Source organism: Turicibacter sp. T129, assembly GCF_025594975.1.
Classification (GTDB): domain Bacteria; phylum Bacillota_I; class Bacilli_A; order MOL361; family Turicibacteraceae; genus Turicibacter; species Turicibacter bilis.
In genome coordinates this window covers 19,146-42,828 of sequence record NZ_JAMQUU010000045.1, presented here as the reverse complement: position 1 = coordinate 42,828, position 23,683 = coordinate 19,146, and the positions used below count along the sequence as shown (strand labels likewise).

The following is a 23,683-nucleotide window of genomic DNA, read 5'->3' as shown; positions in this document are numbered from 1 at the left end:
CATGACTTTTCTTTGATGCTTTTGCACAAAAAAAGAAGAGACTCACTCTTCTTTTAATAAAATGTAACGTTATGATAATCGATATCGACTGAAATAGGTTGGGTTTTATTTTGTAACAAGAGGGGCTTTAAAAGTTGATAGACATAGGCGCGTGCATTACCCTCATCTGTATCAAAAAAGATAAAAACATATCGTAATCGTTTGCCTTTTAATTTTTTCAGTTCATAGGACGTTGAAGTATTAAAATGATTAATCGCCACAACATAATTCACTTCATCTTGTTCATCATTGAGCGTCGCTAAATGATGAGCAATAATACAAGCTTCATTGATTCCAAACCAATGTTGGTATAAATCATTAATCAGATCACTACTGGCGCCTTCTTGATAGTAGCGAACTGCTGAGCTATTTCGTCCAAACTTTTCAACAGCTTGTTGTTTATGATTTAAAATCAGAACTTCAATACGGTTGATATTCATGACACTTTCATCCCCTCTCTCTCATTTGGAGGGCATGCTCACTAGACTCCCATCTACTTCTGCTCTGCCTTTAATTAACACTTTATTATATGCATCATTAGGCAAAAATGGAACAACTCTATTCTGTCACTGGAATAAAATCAAAGATTATCACATCAAATAAACCTTTATCCGTCAACTTAATACTTGGAATAACGGGTAATGTTAAAAAAGATAACGTTAAAAATGGATTAAAACCTAGATTCGGTGATAGCTGTTCTAGTGCCTCATGAAGTAAACTTAATTCAGAAACGACCTCATGTGCTGGACGAGCAGTGATTAATCCAGCTATTTCAAGCGCGATTTGAGCTAATACTTTTCCCTCATTCACCACAACAATTCCTCCACCTATATTTTTAAGCTGTTTAGCCGCCTCTAACATATCCGCATCATTTGTTCCACAAACGATTAAGTTATGTGAATCATGTGAAATCGTTGTTGCAATAGCTCCTTTTTGGAGTTTTAACCCTTTTAACATCCCTAAACCAATATTCCCTGTTAGATGATGCCGCTCAATGACTGCCACCTTTAATAAATCTTCTTCAATACATGATCTCACGTCGTTTGTCATATTTAGAGCTTTTAATTCATATTGGCGATGAATCGTTTCTAGCTTATTTGGAATAATTTCAATGACATTAAGCTTTTGGCAGTTGCTCGCCTGAATTTCAAACGATTTTTCACTTAAGTTTTCTGGTAAATGAACCGTATTTTCAAAGATGAAACGTTTGTTCTCACGCTCCTCATCTAGTTGAAGTTGTCCTTGTCTCACGACACACTTACCATTTTTATAAACCGAATTAATTTTAAAGGTCTCTAACTCATCTAAAATAATAAAATCGGCAATAAACCCAGGTGCAATCGCTCCTTTATTTTTGAGTTGATAACACTCGGCTGTATTTAACGTACTCATCTGAATCGCTGTTTCAATTTTTAAACCACTATTAACGGCAATTTTAATGGCTTGATCAATACTTCCTTCACGAATTAAGTCATCAATATGTTTGTCATCCGTACAGAAACAAATACGACGACTATTAGAAATACTGGCCACCTGAATTAAATCTTTTAAGTTTTTAGCAACACTTCCTTCTCTCATTAACACATACATCCCACGACGTAAACGCTCAATCACTTCTTCAGCCGTATGACATTCATGATCTGTTAAAATCCCGGCTGTGATATAGGCATTTAACTGGTTCAAATCAAAACTAGCCCCATGTCCATCAATTCGATAACCTTTGGTTGTGGCATCGACTAACTTTTGTAACATATCGTCATCCCCATTCAGGACTGCTGGGAAATTCATGACCTCAGCCAATCCAATCACTTTTTCATGAAAATACAAGGGATTTAAATCAGCCGCGAGTAAGGTCGCCCCTGAGTTTTCAAAGGTTGTCGCCGGAACACACGAGGGTAACATCACATACATATCAAATGGAATATTCTTTGATAAGTTTAACATTAACTCAATTCCTTTGCCCCCTAGAACATTAGCAATTTCGTGTGGATCCGTAATCATTGAAGTAATCCCATGTTTTAACGCTTCTTTATAATATTCTTTAGGTGATACAAGGGATGATTCAATATGGGCATGCGCATCAATGAGACCTGGACAAATATACTTATTTGTCCCATCTATTTCATTGATTCCCTCATATGACCCTATTCCGATAATATATCCTGCTTCTATCGCTACATCAGCCATAAATCGATCATTTTGAAACACATCAATGACCGTGATATTTTTGATAACGAATGAGGCCTTTTGTTGGTTTGAAGCACATTTAATACGCGTTTTTAATTCCATTAACTTCTCTTTCATCTGTCTCACCTCATGAAGTTTTTTTCTATTCAATCATATCCTCTTTAAAAAGTCTACTATTTGAACTTGTTTTTTATCATTTTATGTCCAATTTCAGTTTTTTATCCTAACTAATTACTACATTTTTACTTTTTTGGTATAATAAGATAACTACTTTATGACTGGAGAGACAGAAAGAATGAATTCCTATAAACGACAGCTATTATGTATTGGATTAGGGATTGTTATTGCTCTTTTACGAGCTCTATTATCGGCTTTCCCTACTGTGATTGACACTTATTACTCCAAAGGGATTAATAAATGGTGGATTGAGCAACTAAGTCGTTTGAGCGCTCTAGTTCCTTTTTCAATTTTTGAACTTCTCATCTATATCGCGATCGTGGTCTTCGTAGCCGCTCTTATTTTTTATTCGATTAAACTCATTCAAAATCATAAGAAATGGGGCTCTCTCATCCTTCAATATTTATTAAATCTTCTAGCAGCTTTCTCGATTGGCTACTGTATTTTTATCCTCTTTTGGGGACTCAATTACGACCGTCCGTCATTAGAGGCTGATTTCTCGTTGGCGAGTGAAGGACATGACCCAGAAGAATTAATTGCTCTTTATGAGCAATTAATTCAACAAGTCAATGAGGCCCGACTGAATACCCGTGAAAATGAACAAGGTATTTTTATCGCTAACGGATCTTATCATGACATTTTCAAACGAGCACCCATTGGTTATGAGCATGCCGCTCAAACATATCCTGTCTTAAGTGGAACATATGGGCTAGCAAAACCCATCCTTACATCCAAACTAATGAATTATACGAATATTACAGGAATCTATTCCCCCTTTACAGCAGAAGCCAATGTTAATGTGGCGGTACCAGATTCCACACTTTTATTTACAACAATGCATGAAATGGCTCATCAGCGAGGTTATGCGAGTGAAAATGAAGCAAACTTCATTGCTTTTTTGACCTGTATTCATCATCCAGACCCAGACTTTATTTATGCAGGTTATCTATCGGCATTGAACTATACGAACGTGGCGCTTGCAAAAGTTGATTCTGAGTCATTAATCGAACTCAATGCACAGTTAAGTGATGGCGTCCGGCGGGATATGCGCTATTTAAATGAATTTTGGGCGCAATATGAAGGGAAGGTCGAGGAAACCTTTAACTCTATGAATCAAACCTATCTCACACTCAACGGTATAAAGGATGGTGTTAGAAGCTATGGACGAGTAGTTGATTTATTATTAGCTTATTATGATCATGAATCGTAGGATAGTCAAATTCATTGAAATATGCTATGTTAAATTTAGGAGGGATTCAAATGAAATGTAACATTTTTGGAAATGATTTACCAGGTGTCTCAATTATTCTAGATAAAGGCGAAAGTGTCTATACACAGTCCGGCGGAATGGCCTGGATGGATGAAAAAATTAAAATGGAGACGAATGTAAAAGGGGGGCTGATGAAAGGAATTGGGCGTATGTTTTCAGGCGAGTCACTATTTATGGCAACCTATACCTCGATGGCGCCTGCACAAGAAATTGTCTTTGCCTCGACTTTTCCTGGTCAAATTCTTGAGTTTGATTTACTAAAAGGAGATGAGTGGATCTGTCAAAAAAGTTCATTTTTAGTCGGTGAACCTAGTATTCATTTAAATGTCGAGTGGACTAAGCGACTTTCTGCTGGCCTATTCGGTGGGGAAGGATTTATTTTACAACGTATTAGTGGACAAGGTAAAGTCTTTTTAGAAGCTGCAGGAAGTGTCGTCAAGCGAGAGTTAAAACATGGAGAAATTATCAAAGTTGACACTGGAAATGTCGTTGCTTTTAGTCGTGGGGTTAATTACGAAATTGAAACCGTTAAAGGATTTAAAAACATCTTCTTTGGTGGGGAAGGATTATTCTTAACTAAATTAACCGGACCAGGAACCGTTTATTTGCAAACCTTAACGATGCAAAACGTTGCCACTCGATTAATTCCATATATTCCAACAACTTCAAAATAAAAAGCATAGTGGAGTCATACCATACTCCACTATGCTTTTTATTTATTTAAATTCACAAAGACTGATTTTTTAGCTTCAGTTTGACAAATTAATTGATGATTTAAACGTTCGAATGAAACAATATGATTTAAAATGACTTCTTTTTCTAGTGTAAATAGATGGAATCTCATTAGTTTTGTGTCAGATAAGTAGTAAATATTAAATCCTACCACCACAAAATCTGTTGCATCTAATGAATGACGAGCCATCGGGATTCGCCCATTTAAGACAAATACGTCACCTGTCTCTTGATGGAGGGCAAACACTGTATCATTTTCACAAACAAGCTTTTTAGCAAGAATTCCATCAATTGGACCATTCTCATTTTCATTTTCCTTGGCCATTGCCATCAATTGATGCGTCTCCGTTTCAATATAATAAACATGACGACGATCTTCTAGGGCGATATAACTTGAACTTGCTTGCCCTTCTTTTTGATTCCCATCATCCATCGTTTCACGATCACTTAAACGCATAATTTTATCTTCAATTGCTGTTAAACGCTCGAAGTACTCCTCTTTAAATTCATCAACATGTAATAAACGTTCATACGTCTGCGAAATTTGATCTAAATTTTGATTTAATAATTGGATTTTTCGGCTCCCCTTTTCAGATAACTCTACAATCTCCTCGAGATGTACCATTTCTACAAGCTCATCTAAATTTTGGCGTAACCCCTCTACCACATCCTTGAAGTTTAAAATCGTTGTATCTAATGTTTCCAGTCGTTTAGCTGTTTTTTCAAATGTTTTTATTAAATCTAAAAATTCCGTTTCCATTCCTCTCATCCTTTCAACTCGTGTATCGTTTCAATCATTCGATCAATGACCTGTGCCTGTTTTAGAAGATGTCTTGAATATAGCTTATTAAATCGCTTCAACCAAGTGACACGTACGTCTTGCTCATAAACAAAAGTTAAAACATTACTTCCTTCTTTCTCAAACTCTTGTTGGATTTGAGCAAAGGGTAACTCTTGAAAGACCAATGCCTTTAAATAGTTGAGTCGGTCATGTCCTTGACGATAACAAAGCGCCGCTTTTTCATACTCTTTAAGGTGCATTAAGTCATGTCCCGCTTCAACATGATGGCCCTCTTTGTTCTTCATTAATGCACGGCATCTTGCAATATCAGTTTTTGCTTCTTCAAGTTGTGATAGTTCATATTCCGTAATCGCTTGCTCATAAAGCTCACGACGCTCATATAATTGAGCTTCTTTATAAAATTGATTATCCGTTGATAATTGGTTCAGCTTTAATTCGGTTTCATCAAATGTATCAAAAGATAAAAACTCACTTTCAAATTGCTCATAAAGTGAGGGTGGCATATCTTCTTCAATGAAACATAAATGATGACGAGCTCGTGTCAATGCCACGTACAATAAGTTAAAGTAATAACGATATTGATTTTGATACATCATATCTTGATTTAAGATTGTTTCCCACGCCGTTTTATACTTCGTCATGACATTATAGCAAATGATATAGTCCTTTTCGATTCCTTTAATCTCTTCAACCGTAAAGACAGCTCCTTTTTGTTGAGTGAGTCGTTCAAAGTTTTTCTTTTCTTCTTCATCTGGAACAACAATGGCTACATAATGTCGGTTGAGTCCCGTCTCAATTAACTTAACCATCTCAAGAGGATGTTTCGCATCAAAATAATAAATCGGATGCTGTTCTCCTCGAATTGGAATTTCATAATAATCATTTTTTTTATTTAAACCTAAACACTGAATTCGCAAAGTAACCACTTGATTAGCTAAATCAACGACTTCTTTCGTACTTCGATAATTTTTAACTAATTGATGTTTAATAAATCCTAAATGCGTATTTGACGTTTTTAAGATACTCTCAATTCGTCCTGTATGAAAATAAGTCGGACGAATGGTTTGATTGATATCTCCACTAAATAATAAGTTATTTCGATTTCTAGCCAGACGAATTAAACAATAAATTTGAATTTCTGTTAAGTCTTGAATTTCATCAGCAATGACAAAATCAAATAAAGGAACCTTTTGATTCATTAAACGATTGAGAAATTGCCTTGCCATGTCATTCTCGTCCACTTTTCCTTCAGCAGATAAGAACATTTGGTATCTTAAGGTTAGTTCATATAGTAGTTCACGCTGAGACGATGAATATAAACAATACTGCTCATCTAACGTTAAATAGATTTCTTTTGGAATGAGGGCATGATTGAGTAAATACTGATCGAGAATTTGATGCATCAGTAAAACTGCTTTAAGTTCATATTGATCTAAAAATCGAGTCTTTGCTTCATAAAGTTTTTCGGCATGAAGCACGAGATCTTCTCCATCCACATGACCTAAACCTTTTTTAACAATCACCTCAACTAAATCTGATGCAAGAGACCACTCTTTCATATTCACTCGATAATCTATCCATTCTTTTGGAATCATCCCTTTAATAATTCCTCGAATTTCTTTCCAAATATCATAAATGCCGAGTCCTAATTGTTTTAACAGCAAGGGCTGACGTTCAATAACCCACGTGCGAAACTGTTCATAACTCACCGTTTGATAAATTGAAACTTCTTGAGAAATATAATCGTTCAAATGGTAAAAATGAACACGCTTTAATAATTCATCTGCACGATACTCTGGTGACTCTTCTAAAATTTTTTGAAATAACTTCTTCGCATCTTCGACGAGATAAGAGGAATAGGTAAAGTAAGCAATCTTAATCGGTTGCATCGCCAAAATAAACGCTTTATGAATATTAATTGTTGTTTTTCCGCTTCCGGCACTACCAAAAATAAAGGTAGGGGCATCTGTTGGTGCCAAGCATTCAAACTGTTCATCATTCAAATAATAAACCGCCTTATCCTCACGTTCATCTAATAACTGTCCCATGGTCTCGACATTAATGACACGAGTAATCACGCGATTAGGATCGTAATCAAAATTGATATATTGCTGATCGATGAATTCATCAATCGACTCTTCAGATGTCAAATATTCCTCAACTTGTTGGTTTGAAACTCCAATCATTCGCCCTCGCATCGCTTGATCATCATGATGGCAATAATCTAAAAACAAAATCGCTTGACGGTATTCTGAACGTACCCGATCCGTATCAAACGTAAACAAAATCCGATCGCCTTTATTAATTCGGAGTTTAAAAATGCGTAACCCATTTCGATTATTTTTAATTTCACGGACGGATACACCTGTACGCATAACAGACATATTAAATTTTGAAGCAACATATTCACGAACAAACTGACTCATTTTTTGTAGGACAAAGGATTCTTTCCCTTGAGGGATGTGACTTAAAAACAATTCAGTAATTAATATTTTCATAACCATATCCCCTTTCTACATAATCTTATCTATATTTTATCAAATTAGACACTAAATGTATATTAAAACGTCGCTACGCTGTCGTTAGTTGATAAGAATTTCCTCAAAAATTGTTTTATGAACGAAAGAAATTTTTTCATCTACACTAAATCTTTCATTTCCTTTATTTTTAACCTTTATTCTTTACGTCATCCATGCTCGGTCAGTTCAGTAGGAATAAAACGAATAGATCAAAAGATAAAAAAAGCCGAATAACCGCACAGGCGCTTATTCGACTCTAAAACCGGACTAAGATTCGATTAAAGGAGAACTACTTTCTTCTAAATCATCCTCAATATTGAGATCAAACTCTTGCATATGGTATAACTTTTTTCGTTTTTGTAAATAAAAATAAATCACAACTAAAACAATTCCCTTTGCCACACTACTTAATGATATAGCCCACCAAACACCATTAATTCCTAAAAGCGTAGGTGTTGCAATTAAATAAGCAAGGGGAATACGAGCAGCCGTTAAAATAATCCCCACTGCAGAAGGAATATACGTTCGACCTAATCCATTAAATAATCCTTGTGTTGTAATCTCGATACACATAAATAATTGTGAGTACCCTAAGATTTTTAAGTAATCCGTTCCTTGGTGAATTGCCTCTGCTTCAGGTAAAAAGAAGGTAAAAATAGGACGACCAGCAAAGATGAGTAAGGCGGTCGTAAATGCCCCTAGTCCTAAGGCTAACATTAACGTGGTACGATAACCTTTCTGAATTCGCTCATATTGTTTTGCACCATAGTTTTGACCGACAAACGCTCCTAAGGCTGTTGAAAAACCACCAGCTGTCATCCAAGAAATCGATTCAATCTGTGATCCCACTTTTTGAACCGCAATTGGAACTGCTCCATAAACCGCGACTAATCGTCCTAAAATCATCGCAATTAATGTAAATGACCCACTTTGGACAGCCCCTGGAAGTCCGAGTCTACAGAGTGTTTTCATGGATACAATATCCGGTTTCTTAAAAAGATCCACTTTTAAATCATTCACTTTACTTCTAATCATTACCACTACAAAGCAAATTGTGACCATAATTTGTGCAGCAACAGTAGCTAACGCGGCTCCTAATACCCCTAAGGCTGGAATAGAACCAAATCCTAAAATTAATAATGGGTCAAATATAATATTGAACAATAACCCAATCGTATTAATAATAAATGGAGTTTTACTATCCCCTGATCCATTAAATATAGCAGTTAAAACAGGATTAATAAAATAAAAAATCATTCCGAATGCCATCACCTCTAAATAGGTATATGACATCTGAATAATCTCAGTATCACCTAAGTTAAAGAAACTAATCAACGGTTCTTTTAAAATAAGTAAAACTAGCATATAGATTATGGCAAGTATTAAGTTAATTTGAATGGCACTTCTAACATACATTTTCGTTTCATCAAAACGCTTCGCTCCAGTTGATTGAGCGACCTTAATCTCAGCTCCATTTTTTGAAATCATGATAAAAGCCATCGCAAGCCACGTAAAAAAACCAGCCGTTCCGATAGCAGCCACTGCCTTACTTCCAACTTTACCAATCCAAATCATATCCGTCAGATTATAAGCCATTTGGATAAATGATGTTCCCATAATTGGCAATGCTAATTTAACTAACGTTCTCACAATGGGACCTTTGGTTAAATCAATACGCTTCTCCAAACTATAACACCCCTTTTAAAATTCATCTCTTTTAATTCTTCCTATTCATCTTTAACATTCCAAACTGAAAAAAACAAGAGATTTTTGATGTTTTGAATCAACTTTTGCTACTAGCTTCTAATCATTCATCTCATTTTAAACCTCATTGACAATTAGCGCATCATGACTCAATCATTGTTTTCTATAAAACATTTTACTAGATTCTCCATCTTCATTTAATCTTTTAATCCATAAGAAAAAAGCTAGTGATAAAATGATCACTAGCTCTAAAAAATGTTATGAATGATTATAATTTAACAACGTTAGAAGCTTGAGCTCCACGGTTTCCTTCAACGATATCGAAAGAAACTTTTTGTCCTTCTTCTAATGTTTTGAATCCTTCACCAGTAATTGCTGAGTAATGTACGAATACATCTTCTCCACCTTCAACTGAAATGAATCCGAATCCTTTTTCTGCGTTAAACCATTTAACTGTACCTGTATTCATAATAAATACCTCCGAAAACAAATAAAAATTTGTTACTTAATACTATTTTGCTACCCACATCATTACCCTTAGTTATAAACCCCAAGAAAATTTATTCATTTGAACCTGTGAAAAATACCAAAAGAATTATTAAGTACAGGTTAAATATAGCACGTTTTTCAGAAAAAGACAACCTTATATATAATATAATTTGAAAATCATTTCAAAAATATTCCTCTTCCCCCTCATCTTTTTTATTTTTTTGTTCTAAAACAGTGGTTCATGATGTTTAATTAACCCTGGATTAATTACCAAAATTTACGTTTCATTATTTTCAAAAAAACATTTGCAGTCCATCTAAGAACATGTTATATTATGTTTCGGCAATTCTCGATATTTTTCGTTTTTTTATTGAGTAAATTCTCATTAAATTCGGTTCATTAGACTAAATTCAATGTCAATAAACCATCAACATAATTGAGAGGAGAAGAGAGAATAAGATGAAACAACAACGAAAAGCAACACTATTTGAATCATTGATTCCTATCGTATTTTTAATTATTATTTTAGCGTTATCCTTAATGGTCTTTAAGGTGGATCCTCAAATCCCACTTTTATTAGGGACAGCTGTTGCTTCCTTAATCGGAGTCTATCGACTTGGCTTTAAATGGTCGGAGCTTGAAGACGGAATTATCGAAACGATTAAAATGGCTATCCAAGCCATTCTGATTTTATTAATTGTAGGAACACTAATTGGAACATGGATTTTAAGTGGGGTTGTTCCTTCAATGATTTACTGGGGATTAAATATTTTGTCACCTAGTATTTTCTTAGTGGCAACGTTATTAATTTGTTCAATTGTTTCTGTTTCAACAGGTTCGTCTTGGACAACTGCGGGAACAGTTGGGATTGCTCTATTAGGAATTGGTCAAACATTAGGAATTCCATCACCCGTTATTGCAGGAGCCATTATTTCAGGGGCTTATTTTGGTGATAAAATGTCACCTCTTTCAGATACAACCAATTTAGCACCAGCTATGGCAGGTGCAACTTTATTTGATCATATTAAGCATATGATGTATACGACTGTTCCGGCTTATGTCATCGCAATCGTCATCTATGCGATTCTTGGCGTTAAATACGCCGGTCAATCATTAGATATGGCTCAAATTAACATCATTAAAGAAACATTAGTTTCAAACTTTAACACCTTATCTCCAATTCTTTTATTAGCTCCTGTCTCTGTTATTGCCATGGTTATTTTAAAACTTCCTGCACTTCCAGCCTTATTAACAGGAACATTAATCGGTGGTGCTTTTGCAATCATTTTCCAAGGAGCAAGTTTAGGTGATGTCATGTCAGCCATGCATTACGGTTATCAGTCACATACAGGTGTCGTAGCGGTTGATGACTTATTAACTCGTGGTGGATTAGATAGTATGTTATGGACTGTTTCTTTAGTTGTATGTGCACTATCATTTGGTGGAGTCCTTGAAAAAACAGGTATGCTTGAAACGATTGCAACACGTATCTTACAGTTTGCTAAAGGAACATTCGGTTTAGTTTTTGCAACAATTATCACATGTATCTTTACAAACATTGTAACTGGAGATCAATATTTAGCAATTGTCATGCCTGGACGCATGTATAAAGACGAATATGCGAAACGTAACTTAGCAGCTAAAAACTTATCACGTGCGATTGAAGATAGCGCAACAGTAACATCAGCTTTAATCCCATGGACAACCTGCGGTTCATACATGATTGCCACATTAGGGATTAATCCAATTGCCTTCTTACCATATGCTTTCTTTAACTTATTATCGCCTATGATTTCATTAATTTTAGCAGCCACAGGATGGACAATGGAAAAACGTCAATCAACAGAGCAAAAATAGAAATAAAAAAAACTCTCGATTTCGAGAGTTTTTTTATTTCCTTAGTCTATTAAGATTAATGACGGATGAAAAAATGTCACCCCAGTAACAATCCCCTTAAACTCCCAGCCAACTCTAACATAACAGTTATCTGCAGGAATAGGATAGGTCACACAAATTCGTTTAAAATGTGGAGTCACTTCAGAAGCAACATTATGACAACAAACATCAATACAAGAATCAGCTTCATTATAAAACGCAACTTTATAATTGATTTCATCCACATCATTTCCCCGAATAATCAATCCAATGGTCAATTGTCTTTTACCTACCGTGTTAATTGTTTCAGTATAAACTAAGCGCTCATAATCCTCTTTACTAAAACTAAGGCTACCAACCTTATAACCATCAATCTCTGTTTGATCAAAGTGAAGTTGTCCATCCGTTTTAAAATATCGGGGAAACTCCCCTTCCCTTTCACACCACACACTATTTTTAATGCTATTCCCTTTCATATTCACTCCCCCAATATTTCATACGATTGGCTTAAAGAAAGCTGATAAATATCTGTATTAAACCAATTCGGTGCTTGATTTTGCTTGTAAATCATTTCAATTTGAAATCCGACTTTTTGATAAAGCATCAACGCTCGGTGATTAGTTGAAAACACACTCAATCTTAACGTTTTAAGATGCCGGTTGGTAAAGCAATCATCAATGAATGCTGTAAGAACCTTTGTTCCTATTCCCATGCCCCACCAAGTTGGCTTTATGCCTATACTCATCCAAGCCTCACTTTGATCGTCATTAAAGTCAGTTAAACTAATAAAACCTATCCATTCTTTACTTCCTTCTATCCAAATCGAAAAGTAATACTCATCCAAAGAATGAATAGAATGCTCATACCAATCTTCTAACTGTTGTTTTGTCTGTCTGTCTTCATCTATTTTTCCGTATCCTTGAATAAATAATTTATCCTGGTATAACTTTAACAGTTCTTCTAAATCAGATTGATTTAAGGCACGATAACTAACGCTCACTGACTCTTCTGCTTTTAACATCTTAAAACTCCTCTAGACTTAACGTCCTTTAAATAAGATAATTCTTAAATCTAAACAAATAAACACCGTCATAATAAGATCAATAATCCATAATAGATAACTTAAAAATAAAACAAAGCCCGCGGTAAAACACCAGCTAAGAAAAAATCTGTAAATAACGATTGAAACTAAAATTCCAATAATTAAAGCAGCAATTAACGTGACCGGAGTCAAACATTTATAAAGAAAATGCATATCTCCAAAAAAGAACAAATACACAATCGCCACAAGGGCTGCTCCTGTGAATAAAAAGTATCCAACTCCCCATAGCCAGCTCTTATAGCAAAACTGAATTAATACTTGTGAGACTAAAAATAATGATAGAATACTCGCTAAACTTCCGAAAAGATAGCATTCTTTCATGACTTTCCGACCTTTTCCTAAATTAGAATTCATAAATAGTGATAAAACTCCGATAATGGGTAAAATCAGAGCAAATAATTCGATTAAACCAATACTAAACCGTAGTGCCAGAATACAAATTAGCGTGACTATAAAACAAAAGGCATTAATCCCACAATGAACCTGTAAAATGAATTGTCGTTGATATTGGATTGGACCTCTCATCCTCACCCGCCTCCCTCATAAAGTCATCTAGTACAGTGTATTCTCGATGACTTTAAAACATGAATAAAGAAAGGTTCTATAATCAAACACATTTTGATAAGAAAAAACAGCTAAGAAAGGATTCTCTCTTAACCGTTTTCATCTTATGACTTTTTACTAGTCACCACTCCATAAATCGCTGCCACTGTAAATAAGGCAACCGTTCCATAGCCCATTGTTTTTTTATGTTGTTCACTGAAAAAATACTGATCTCTTTCATCACACTTTTCAACTTTAATGGTTAATTCTTTTAATAATTCAATTAACTCTAACTTTAATTCATGAGCAATATCATCACGCTTTAGTAATTTCATAATCGCTTTTGACACTTTATAATAATATTTTTTCGTTCGTTTACTTGATTTCATGGTCTGTTTCATCGTTTTATGACTTGATTTAAGGACAAGTTTACTTTGTTTCACTAATTGAGGAACTTTTTTAACAGCTAACTCATAAAGTTCAGCATCCAGTTCTGCTCCCGATGTTAATAACTCTAAGAATTCAGTTCCCTCTAAATCTTTCCATTCTTTAATTGGTGACATGTTGATTTCAGACTTGTTATAATCAATTATTTTTTCTGTCATCTTTATTCTTCCTTTTTAATCCAAGTGTCTTTTTTATATTTTATCATAGTTTAGTGAATTACCTAGTATTTTTCACCCTTTTTTCCGTTACATCATTATTTTTTACATGATTTCATTAAATTATGAGACAATAACACTGTAGAAAAACAGTTTAATGTCGATTTTTGTGGTATAATTCAAATTGAGGTGTTACATATGAAACAGTTAAAAATTTACTTTACATCTGATTTACACGGTTACGTCTACCCAACAGATTATACCGATACAACAGAAAAACCAATGGGACTATTAAATATTTTGTCTCACTATCAAAAAGATGGAAACACATTAATTATTGATGCTGGTGATACCATTCAAGGCTCACCATTTATGACTTTTTTAAGTACTGAAAATCTAGAAAAACATCCGGTTGCAACCGTTATGAATCAAGGTGGATATGATTATATCACCTTAGGTAACCATGAATTTAACTATGGCTATGACTATTTAAAATCGTATTTAACAAACTTAAATGCGAAATGTTTATGTGCTAATATCATAGATAAAACTGGCATTTTACCGATTGCATCATCTGACATTAAAGTCATGGAAAATGGATTAAAAGTAGGTGTCATTGGATTTACAACTGACTTCATTCCAATTTGGGAAAAAGCGTATAACTTAACTAATTTTGATGTATTAGATACATTTTCTTCGATTCAAAAGATTCATGATGAATTAAAACCACAAGTTGATGTTTTAATCGGGATTTACCACGGTGGATTTGAATATGATTTAGAAACTCACGAACAACTGAGCACATCATCTGAAAATATTGCTTATAAAATTTGTAAAGAATTACAGTTTGATCTCTTATTAACTGGACATCAGCATGTCCCGCTTCAAGATCAAGATTTATTTGGAACGCATATTATCCAAACTCCACATAATGCCTCTAAGTACGCTCAAGTCAATATAACAGTTGCAGACGATCAAAAACTTTCTATTCATTCGTCTTTGAATGCCGTTTCAATCAATCCAGAGCCCCATTTATACGAGGCATTAATGCCGTTAGAAACTCGTGTTCAACAGTGGCTAGACTCTCCAGTGGGTTATCTAAATGTTGAACTACAACCTGAAGACCGTATAGATATGGCAGTAAACGGGGCACTATTAGCAAACTTCATTAATCAAATCCAATTAGAAGTGGCTGAATCCGATTTAGCCTGTACATCCTTTGCTAATGCAATCAAAGGATTTGATACAAGTGTCACTGTTCGTGATATCGTGTCAACGTACGTTTATCCAAATACGCTTGTTGTCCTTGAAGTCACTGGGACGGTCTTAAAACAAGCATTAGAAGTTTGCGCTTCATACATTCATAATGAAAATGGTAAACTCTCAGTTTCTCGTCGTTTCTTACAACCAAAAGTCGCTCACTACAACTATGACTTCTTCTCAAATGTCTTCTATACCTTTGATTTAACCAAACCAGTTGGTGAACGTGTCACATCCATGATCGTAAATGACAAAGAAGTTCAACCTGAAGATACTTTCAGTTTAGTCATGAACAACTATCGTTCAAGTGGTGTTGGAGGTTATGAATTCTTCCGTGACTGCCCAGTTATTAAAGAAATTCAAATCGAAATGACTGAGATTATCATCAATTACTTCAAAAAACATCAACACATTACCGTCGATGATCGTCAATTTATTAAAGTCATCAGATAAAATTAAGAAAGCCGTCCGTTTAAATGACGGCTTTTTCTGTTAATCTTCTTCTTTCACTAGGCTACAAAAGATATGATAAACGCTAATCACAAACAGAGTAGCCATCCCAAATCTCAAAAAACATTGTTCATTAAAAGCACATTCTTCCATAAATTCGATGTTTAAAAAATGAGTAAGAAAGATAGACATAAATTGTAATAATCCATCGTTCTCTAATCATTTATAAATCTTCCTAAACTGAGTATGTTATATGGGCTTATTGATGTAAAAATATATGAAAATTACATTATTTTATTAAAATCTCCCCTTTTTTGAAAAAAAACATAATTTTGCTTAAAATTTACTAATTTTTATTATTATTTATATGATACTATAAGAAGGATTTTACAATCTTTTAGAAAGGAGACTTTTATGAAAAAAAGTTATCGACAATACTTACTAGGCTGCATTTGTCTAATCATAGCAATACTCGTTCTGTTTTTATATCACTCTAATTCCCCTTCTGTTGAAATCGTTCAAGATACCTTAACTTCTCAACAAGAGATTGATTCTACCTTAAGCGAAACGATCACAAATGGAACGTATACTCTAGAACAACCTTTTGTCATTCTGAATCCTTACGGGAATGCTCCTTTATCAGCTTTAATTGCCTTTTCAACTGAAAAAGAGACGTCTGTAACGATAACAGTTGCAGGAAAAGATGAACAATCAACCTTCACGCATGAGTTTGGTCAAGCTACCTCACACCTAATTCCTGTTTATGGACTTTATGCTGATAGCTTAAATCAAATCACACTCACTTTAAGTGATGGTCGTACACAAACAATTGAAATCCAAACGGATCCACTCCCTAACGACTTAGCACTTCCTTCATCTGTCTATGCGGATAAATCTAGGTTAGAAAATGACCTCTATTTCGTGACTCCATCCTCTCAAGGCTATACAGCTGCATATGATATCAATGGCGATGTCAGATGGTATTTAACTAGTAAAAATGTTTGGGACGTCAAACGTCTAGAAAACGGAAATCTCTTACTCAGCTCTGATCGAACGATGGCCCCACCTTATTATATGACCGGTCTAATGGAAATGGATTTACTCGGTAAAGTCTACGTAGAGTACGTCCTTGAAGCAGGATATCACCATGATGCTATCGAACTTCCAAATGGAAACCTATTAATCGCTGGTAATAATCCAGATCGCATGACGGTAGAAGATTATGTTGTGGAACTTGATCGTACAACAGGACAAGTCATCAAATCTTGGGACTTAACATCTATTCTCCCCACTGAGGCAGCAAAAAGTGAAAATTGGACTGAGCATGATTGGTTCCATAATAACTCCGTTGATTTTGATGAAGCAAATCAAGCCATTATTTTATCAGGACGCCACCAAGATGCTGTCATCAGTATTGATTACAAAACAGGTGATTTAAACTGGATTGTTGGGGATTCAACAGGTTGGCCTGAAGAAATGCAACACTATTTCTTTACTCCTATTGGCGAAAATTTTGAATGGCAATGGTCACAACATTCTGCAAAAATCTTCCCAAGTGGAGATCTTGCGATTTTTGATAACGGAAACAATCGTTCAAAGAATCCTTATAATTATGTCAATCCAAATAATAACTATTCACGAGGCGTGATTTATCACCTAGACACTAACAATATGACGATTGAACAAGTCTTTGAATATGGAAAAGAGAGAGGAAGCTCATTCTATTCTCCCTATATCTCAGAAATTGATTACTTAGGTGCAAACCATTACTTAATTCATTCTGGTGGTATCGGATCCATCAATGGGGAAGCTTTAAATCAGCCGGCTTTCTTCTATGAAAATGCCAATTTATCTAGCCAAACCGTTGAAGTTTTAGATGGTGAGCGCATTTTTGAACTCGATTTACCCAGTCATTTTTATCGTGCATCTAAGTTAAGCCTTTACACTGATTCAAATAACTATTCACTAACACCTGGAAAACGCGTCGGAACACTTGGAGAAACCAAAACCTTACCGATTAAAGTCAAGGGGTTACGTTTTAATAAAAATGAATTAGGTGAGGAGTATCAAATTAAACTCACGCAAGAGTCCGATCGTTTAATATTAACTGGAAATTTCAAAGAAGGACAAAAAGTCAAACTTATTTTAAATAAACTCGGTGATCAACGTGTCTATGACATCAGAATTACAACGACTGCTTATACGGCCATGTGTGTTGATTTATTCAATCCTGATCAGGTGACAAATGCTGATCGTCTAAGCATTACTAAATATGTCAATGCAGAGGGATTACTTGGACAATATGAACTATATTTAGAAGTTGACAATATCGTCTACCCTCTTCATCAATCCGTTACTTTTCAATAGTGATTTCCCCTATCACCTTCTTTGGTAGCTAAAAAGTTCTTTATGTTTGATCAAATGATCATTACTACTTAATGAATAGGGAGAAATAGATTTATTAATGTATACTTGAAATAAATCTTGTCACCTAAGTACAACTTGTATATCTTTCAAAGAAAAAAGGATATCTGCTCGATATCCTTTTTTGCTTGTTTAAAGAGTTAGATTAATTCTAATTTGAAACCACAACGTCATGTTTTTTTGCACGACGTGCTCTCTTACGTGATTGATTAATTAAACGTAAAATCCATTTAAACACTTCATTAAATAAAACGACGGTTGAACCAACTCCGATAATCTTTAACCACATCACTCCACTTAATGGAACTGTGTGGAAGAAATCTCCTGCTACTTGTGTCACAATCACCTGGATTCCAAATGTTAGCGCTAAAATGAGAAGAGCAATTTTATTTTTAAAGAAATTCATAAAGATACTAACTAGTCCAAATTCTCGACAGTTTAAGGCATTAAACAGAACTAAGCTAACAAACAGACTAAAAATAACTGTTTGCCCTTCACTTGCACCACTGGTCACATGATTTAAATCCGCTCCAAGGAAGTTAAATTGTAATTGACCTAATAACACAATAATCATAAATAAACTATTAATCACAATGGTATGAATCATAAAGCGGTTAATAATATTTGCATTTTTTGATGTTGGCTTACGTCTCATTACCGTTTGTCGGACAGGTTCCATTCCTAGAGCTAACGCAGGTGGACCATCCATGATAATATTTACCCATAATAAATGTATCGTTGTAAATGGCAGCGGTTTGTCCATTAATTGAGTGATGATCGTAAGTAAAAAAGCAATGACATTAACTGTTAACGTAAATTGCAAGTAACGTTGGAAGTTATTATAAATCCCTCTTCCCCACTTAATTGCCTCAACAATCGTATTAAAACTATCATCTGTTAAGATAATATCTGCTGCATTACGACTCACTTCAGTTCCAGCAATCCCCATGGCAATTCCAACATCTGCTTTCGTTAAAGCTGGGGCATCATTAATCCCATCTCCTGTAACGGCTACGACTTCTCCATTTTTTTGAAGCGCAGCAACAATTCGCATTTTGGTATTTGGCATTGAACGTGCCACAATCGCAATATTTTTAATTTCTTTTCTCAATTCAGTATCGGTTAAGCCATCAATATAACTCGCTTCAACCGCACGTTTATCAGGTGTTAAAATCCCTAGTTCATTTCCAATGGCGATGGCTGTATGGATATTATCCCCTGTCAAAATTTTTGTTTCGATTCGTGCCTGACGTGCACATTCAATAGATTCTTTAACGCCCTCGCGTAACGGATCATTAATCCCAACAAATCCATGAAACGTAAATTGCGCACTCCAATGATTTTTATCCATAAAATCTTCTTTTTTTGTCGTTTCTTGATAAGCAAAGGCAATAATTCGCATAGCATTTGATTGTAATTCTTTCATTTTATCTAAAATGGCTTGTTCACGAACTTTTGTTAATGGACGAACTTTTCCATCAACGATCTCATTTTTACATTGTTTTAAAATGACTTCTGGGGCACCTTTAGATAAGATGAGATACCCAGTTGGTCGCTTAGTGACCGTTAACATATATTTGTTCGATGAAGTAAATGGAATTTGATACACAATCTGTGCCGATTCTCGAACTTGTTGATAACTTGGATTGTTAATCATCGAGATAATCGCACCCTCAGTTGGATTCCCAATGTAATTTTGATGAGTTCCATTAAATTCAACATCAGCCGAACTGTTAACTAAACAGTTTTCAACTAAAATCGGATGTTCATTTACCTCTTTAAATAAAGTTTCATGGCCATCCACAAAAACTTTTCCAACTTTCATTTTATTCTCAGTCAATGTCCCTGTTTTATCGCTACAAATCACACTAACAGACCCTATTGTTTCACATGCTTCTTTCTTGCGAATTAAGACATTAATTTTGGCCATTTTAGCCATTGTCATAGCAAGCGTGATATTAACCATGGTTGGTAACCCTTCTGGTACGGCAGCGACAATCAATCCGACACAAACAACAAAAGCCGTTTTAATACTTGGGAATACCATGTTAACATCGTGTAAAGAATGAACGAAAGCATCCCAGCTAGAGAATTTCAACTGAATTTGACTACCTTTAAAGATTTGAATAATCATGTAAATAAAGAGCATCGCTGCAACTGCAGAAGAAATCGAAGAAATTCGCTGTCCAAGTTTTCCTAATTTTAACTGGAGTGGCGTCATTTGTTCTTCTTGATTTAAATCTTTTGCAATTACTCCCATTTCTGTGGCATCCCCAATTTTAGTCACCTGCATTAGGCCATATCCATTTCCAACGAGTGTTCCGCCGTAAACAATATGTTCTTTTTCTTTTGTGACCTGATCAGCTTCACCTGTTAACATATCCTCCCGCAACTTTAATTCTGTCGCCTCTAAAATGACGCCATCTGCTGGAACCATATCTCCTGTTTCTAGATAAACTAAATCATTAGGCACGATTTCGGTTTTGTGTACCATCTGTTTTCGTCCATCTCGTAACACTTTAACTAAAACGTCGTCTGTCATTTTAGCTAATGATTCAGCGGCTTTTTTTGATCTTCCCTCTGTGACGCGTCCGATAATAATTCCGAGTAGCACAGCCATACAAATCCCTATTCCATCCTGATACTCTCCTACTAAAAAGCTCATTCCACTGGCAATAAATAAAATCACCATGAGTGGTTCCTTAAAAACATCAAGTAACTCAAATAATAGGCCACGTTCTTTTGGCTTTGTAAATTCATTAGCACCGTATTGGGTTCTTAAAGATTCGACTTCTTGCTGTTTTAATCCTGTTTTTAAATTTGTAACGACGATATTAGCTGATTCTGCTTCATTTGCCAAACGTTTAATGACCGACACCTTCTTTCTTTTTGTTTTACAATCAACCCTATGCGGATTAACTAAAAAATAGAACAAAAAAAGCTCCTCTTAGGAGGAGTTTTTAATCATTCATTTCTTTTTCTAAAAATCCACGAACTAATTGTTCAATCATTTGAGCTGCCATTTTATTTTGATGGACGGTGTCAATTGTTAAACTTAATCCCGCTTCCTGTGAGATTTCCTCCCAGGATTTTTTCATAACATAATGCTTAAAAGATGGGATAAAATAAGCGAAAGGAGAACGAACCACTCGTTTCTGTTTAGTCGGGCGATGGGTTTCATAATATTCGAGCTGACGCTCGTTTAGTGGTAAATAGGTGATGTTAGTTTCTTGCGCTACGGCGTGAATTTGTTTACTATACTCAACAGCCGCTTTAAAAGCAACTGAATCACTATCTTCGCTAATCAACGGCAAAGATAAAATCGCAATTTTAGCATTCGTGTGTAACTTAAGTAAGCTAATTAACTGTCTCAGATTTTGAATAAACCATGATTCGGTCGGTTTCTGTGGTAACTGTTTTTTGATTTCAAAATGAATTTCGTTTGACTTACTTAAACGAGCTAAAATATCGTTCGTTCCAATTAAAATAATAATATAATCTGGTTCACATTCAATAACATCTTCCACACGGTGTAACGCATTATAAACTAAATCCCCATTCACTCCTGCATTAATAAAATCATATCCTTTATCCCCCATCTGAACGGCTAAATCATTTACAAAGTTATGAGCCATCGTTCCTTGAGTATGACTATCCCCTAAACAAGCTACAACCTTTCGAGAAAAGTGTTCTGACTTGAGAAATTTTTCAGGTGTATTGGCGGGACGTTTACTAAAGCGATACACGGTATACCCAGCAATCGTCGTCACAATGCCCCCCACTGTAAATAACAACCATTTTCTTTGTTTTTTCATTTGAGACCTCCCACTCATAAGCTTCTCATCTATTCTATCATTGATTTGCTTCATAATCATCGTCTCATCTTGATGATTTATTAAATCCAATAAGAAACAAGGTCTAGCTTGAGCTTCTCTTTCTCATGCCATTTATCCAACACACTCCTTTGATTCATTCTAATAACCAATAAAGCTAACTTATTTTTTTCCATTTCATATTTCCCCTTACGTCAAAATATAGTATCATTATTTGATGAGAAAAGTAATTTTATTTTCTATAGGAGGAATATGATGTCTACACAAACAACAGATTTAGGGAGAGATTCTATTGGAAAACTCCTTTTCAAATTGGCTACTCCCGCTATTATCGCCCAGTTAGTCAATGTTTTATATAATATCGTAGACCGAATTTTTATTGGCCGATTACCAGAAGGAGATTTAGCAATGGCAGGTATTGGCGTAGCCTTCCCAATTATCATGCTAATCTCAGCAACCAGTGCTTTAATCGGAATGGGAGGTGCCCCACTCGCAGCCATAAAAATGGGAGAACAAGATCATGATGGGGCAGAAAAAATTATGAGCAATGCACTCTCTATGCTAGTTATCCTTTCAATTTTATTAATGATGAGCTTACTAATCTTTAAAGAGCCTTTATTATTAGCATTTGGCGCTAGTAGCCAAACCTTAGTTTATGCCAATGATTATTTAGGTATTTATATTCTAGGAACATTATTTGTTCAAATCGCTATTGGAATGAACCCTTTCATTAATACACAGGGCTTTGCTAAAATCGGGATGATGACCGTAATGGTTGGAGCAGTGGTTAATATTATTCTTGATCCCATCTTCATTTTTGGACTCAATTTAGGGGTTAAAGGAGCTGCATTTGCAACGATTACCGCTCAATTTATTTCAGCCATTTGGGTCATTCGCTTCTTATTCGGTAAGAAAAGTACATTAAAGATTAGAAAAGAGTTCTTAATCCCTGAACCAAAAGTGGTCTTACCTATCATGGCCCTTGGAGTTTCACCATTTATTATGCAAGCAACAGAAAGTATTGTATTAATTTCATTAAATAATCAATTAGCACACTATGGGGGAGATTTAGCAGTTAGTGCCATGACGATTATCAGTAGTGTGAATCAAATTATTTTATTACCCTTAATGGGATTAACCTCAGGAGCTCAACCGATCATTAGTTACAACTACGGAGCGCAACAGTTCGATCGCGTCAAAAAAACCTTTATCCTGTTGCTAATTGTTTGCTTGATTTATACAACTACGATGTGGTTAGGCATCCTGCTCGTTCCAGAAGTCTTCGTTAATATCTTTAATGATAAACCAGAATTGGTGGCCATCACCTCTCGTAGTCTTCGTATTTTCTTCGCTGGAATATTCGTTTTTGGTGTACAAGTTGCTTGCCAACAAACATTTTTAGCATTAGGACAAGCTAAAATCTCATTAGTACTTGCCTTACTTCGTAAGATGATCCTATTAGTTCCATTAATCTTCATTTTACCAGCGACACTAAAAGCATTTATGGCCCCATTAGACTTAGTCTTCATGGCTGAACCCGTCGCTGATATTATTGCAGCCTTAACAACAGTCATTTGCTTTATTATATTCTACCGTAAAACATTTGTCCATTCCCCACAAGAATAGGAGCTTGAAACTTAAAAAAATCCGTTTAGATATTATCTAAACGGATTTT

General features: G+C 35.1%; 18 protein-coding genes. 6 read left to right on the top strand and 12 right to left on the bottom strand.

Annotated features, from left to right (window positions below; all coding sequences use genetic code 11):
• Positions 1-53 precede the first annotated feature (53 nt).
• Positions 54-479: a hypothetical protein gene (locus NEH75_RS09205; RefSeq protein WP_055244196.1), complete on the bottom strand. Its 426-nt coding sequence runs from the start codon at positions 477-479 to the stop codon at positions 54-56.
• 118 nt (positions 480-597) lie between these two features.
• Complete coding sequence (gene ade / locus NEH75_RS09200; RefSeq protein WP_262948798.1) at positions 598-2,343, bottom strand: adenine deaminase; 1,746 nt, start codon at positions 2,341-2,343, stop codon at positions 598-600.
• Positions 2,344-2,521: 178 nt separating this feature from the next.
• Between ade and NEH75_RS09195 the strand changes: the two genes are divergently transcribed.
• Together NEH75_RS09195 and NEH75_RS09190 are read left to right on the top strand one after the other, a co-directional pair.
• Positions 2,522-3,613, top strand: a complete 1,092-nt coding sequence (locus NEH75_RS09195; RefSeq protein WP_262948797.1) for a DUF3810 domain-containing protein — start codon at positions 2,522-2,524, stop codon at positions 3,611-3,613.
• 50 nt (positions 3,614-3,663) lie between these two features.
• A complete protein-coding gene (locus NEH75_RS09190; RefSeq protein WP_262948795.1) occupies positions 3,664-4,347 on the top strand; it encodes a TIGR00266 family protein in 684 nt (227 codons plus the stop codon).
• Between the two features lie 38 nt (positions 4,348-4,385).
• Here the strand turns inward: NEH75_RS09190 and NEH75_RS09185 are convergent, their stop codons facing one another.
• The 4 genes from NEH75_RS09185 to NEH75_RS09170 all read right to left on the bottom strand — a co-directional run bounded on the left by NEH75_RS09185 (position 4,386) and on the right by NEH75_RS09170 (position 9,899).
• On the bottom strand, positions 4,386-5,165 hold the full coding sequence (locus NEH75_RS09185) for a hypothetical protein (protein WP_212724812.1): 780 nt from the start codon (positions 5,163-5,165) through the stop codon (positions 4,386-4,388).
• 5 nt (positions 5,166-5,170) lie between these two features.
• On the bottom strand, positions 5,171-7,705 hold the full coding sequence (locus tag NEH75_RS09180; protein WP_262948794.1) for a UvrD-helicase domain-containing protein: 2,535 nt from the start codon (positions 7,703-7,705) through the stop codon (positions 5,171-5,173).
• A 288-nt stretch (positions 7,706-7,993) separates the two neighbouring features.
• A complete protein-coding gene (locus NEH75_RS09175; protein ID WP_262941231.1) occupies positions 7,994-9,412 on the bottom strand; it encodes an MATE family efflux transporter in 1,419 nt (472 codons plus the stop codon).
• 286 nt (positions 9,413-9,698) lie between these two features.
• Positions 9,699-9,899: a cold-shock protein gene (locus NEH75_RS09170; protein WP_006785622.1), complete on the bottom strand. Its 201-nt coding sequence runs from the start codon at positions 9,897-9,899 to the stop codon at positions 9,699-9,701.
• 479 nt (positions 9,900-10,378) lie between these two features.
• On the opposite strand from NEH75_RS09170, the gene nhaC reads away from it, so the two are divergent.
• Entirely contained in the window at positions 10,379-11,776 is a 1,398-nt protein-coding gene (nhaC, locus tag NEH75_RS09165) for a Na+/H+ antiporter NhaC (protein ID WP_068759659.1), read from the top strand.
• A 41-nt stretch (positions 11,777-11,817) separates the two neighbouring features.
• Here the strand turns inward: nhaC and NEH75_RS09160 are convergent, their stop codons facing one another.
• The 4 genes from NEH75_RS09160 to NEH75_RS09145 form a co-directional block, all read right to left on the bottom strand.
• On the bottom strand, positions 11,818-12,270 hold the full coding sequence (locus tag NEH75_RS09160; RefSeq protein ID WP_055304330.1) for a hypothetical protein: 453 nt from the start codon (positions 12,268-12,270) through the stop codon (positions 11,818-11,820).
• 2 nt (positions 12,271-12,272) lie between these two features.
• Complete coding sequence (locus tag NEH75_RS09155) at positions 12,273-12,815, bottom strand: GNAT family N-acetyltransferase (protein WP_055304332.1); 543 nt, start codon at positions 12,813-12,815, stop codon at positions 12,273-12,275.
• Positions 12,816-12,833: 18 nt separating this feature from the next.
• Complete coding sequence (locus NEH75_RS09150) at positions 12,834-13,421, bottom strand: hypothetical protein (RefSeq protein WP_055243645.1); 588 nt, start codon at positions 13,419-13,421, stop codon at positions 12,834-12,836.
• Between the two features lie 143 nt (positions 13,422-13,564).
• A complete protein-coding gene (locus NEH75_RS09145; RefSeq protein WP_055275726.1) occupies positions 13,565-14,044 on the bottom strand; it encodes a hypothetical protein in 480 nt (159 codons plus the stop codon).
• A 195-nt stretch (positions 14,045-14,239) separates the two neighbouring features.
• Here NEH75_RS09145 and NEH75_RS09140 point away from each other — a divergent pair, with 195 nt between their 5' ends.
• Positions 14,240-15,754 carry a bifunctional metallophosphatase/5'-nucleotidase gene (locus NEH75_RS09140; RefSeq protein ID WP_055304334.1) on the top strand — a complete coding sequence of 505 codons (1,515 nt, stop codon included), beginning with the start codon at positions 14,240-14,242 and terminating at the stop codon, positions 15,752-15,754.
• Positions 15,755-16,165: 411 nt separating this feature from the next.
• Positions 16,166-18,118: an aryl-sulfate sulfotransferase gene (locus NEH75_RS09135; RefSeq protein ID WP_055275722.1), complete on the top strand. Its 1,953-nt coding sequence runs from the start codon at positions 16,166-16,168 to the stop codon at positions 18,116-18,118.
• A gap of 208 nt (positions 18,119-18,326) precedes the next feature.
• On the opposite strand, the gene NEH75_RS09130 is transcribed toward NEH75_RS09135, so the two are convergent.
• Positions 18,327-21,110, bottom strand: coding sequence for a calcium-translocating P-type ATPase, PMCA-type (locus NEH75_RS09130; protein ID WP_082411208.1), 2,784 nt, complete (start codon positions 21,108-21,110; stop codon positions 18,327-18,329).
• Between the two features lie 25 nt (positions 21,111-21,135).
• Positions 21,136-21,990, bottom strand: a complete 855-nt coding sequence (locus NEH75_RS09125) for an SGNH/GDSL hydrolase family protein (protein ID WP_055305845.1) — start codon at positions 21,988-21,990, stop codon at positions 21,136-21,138.
• Positions 21,991-22,263: 273 nt separating this feature from the next.
• On the opposite strand from NEH75_RS09125, the gene NEH75_RS09120 reads away from it, so the two are divergent.
• Positions 22,264-23,634 carry an MATE family efflux transporter gene (locus NEH75_RS09120; protein WP_055275719.1) on the top strand — a complete coding sequence of 457 codons (1,371 nt, stop codon included), beginning with the start codon at positions 22,264-22,266 and terminating at the stop codon, positions 23,632-23,634.
• Positions 23,635-23,683 lie beyond the last annotated feature (49 nt).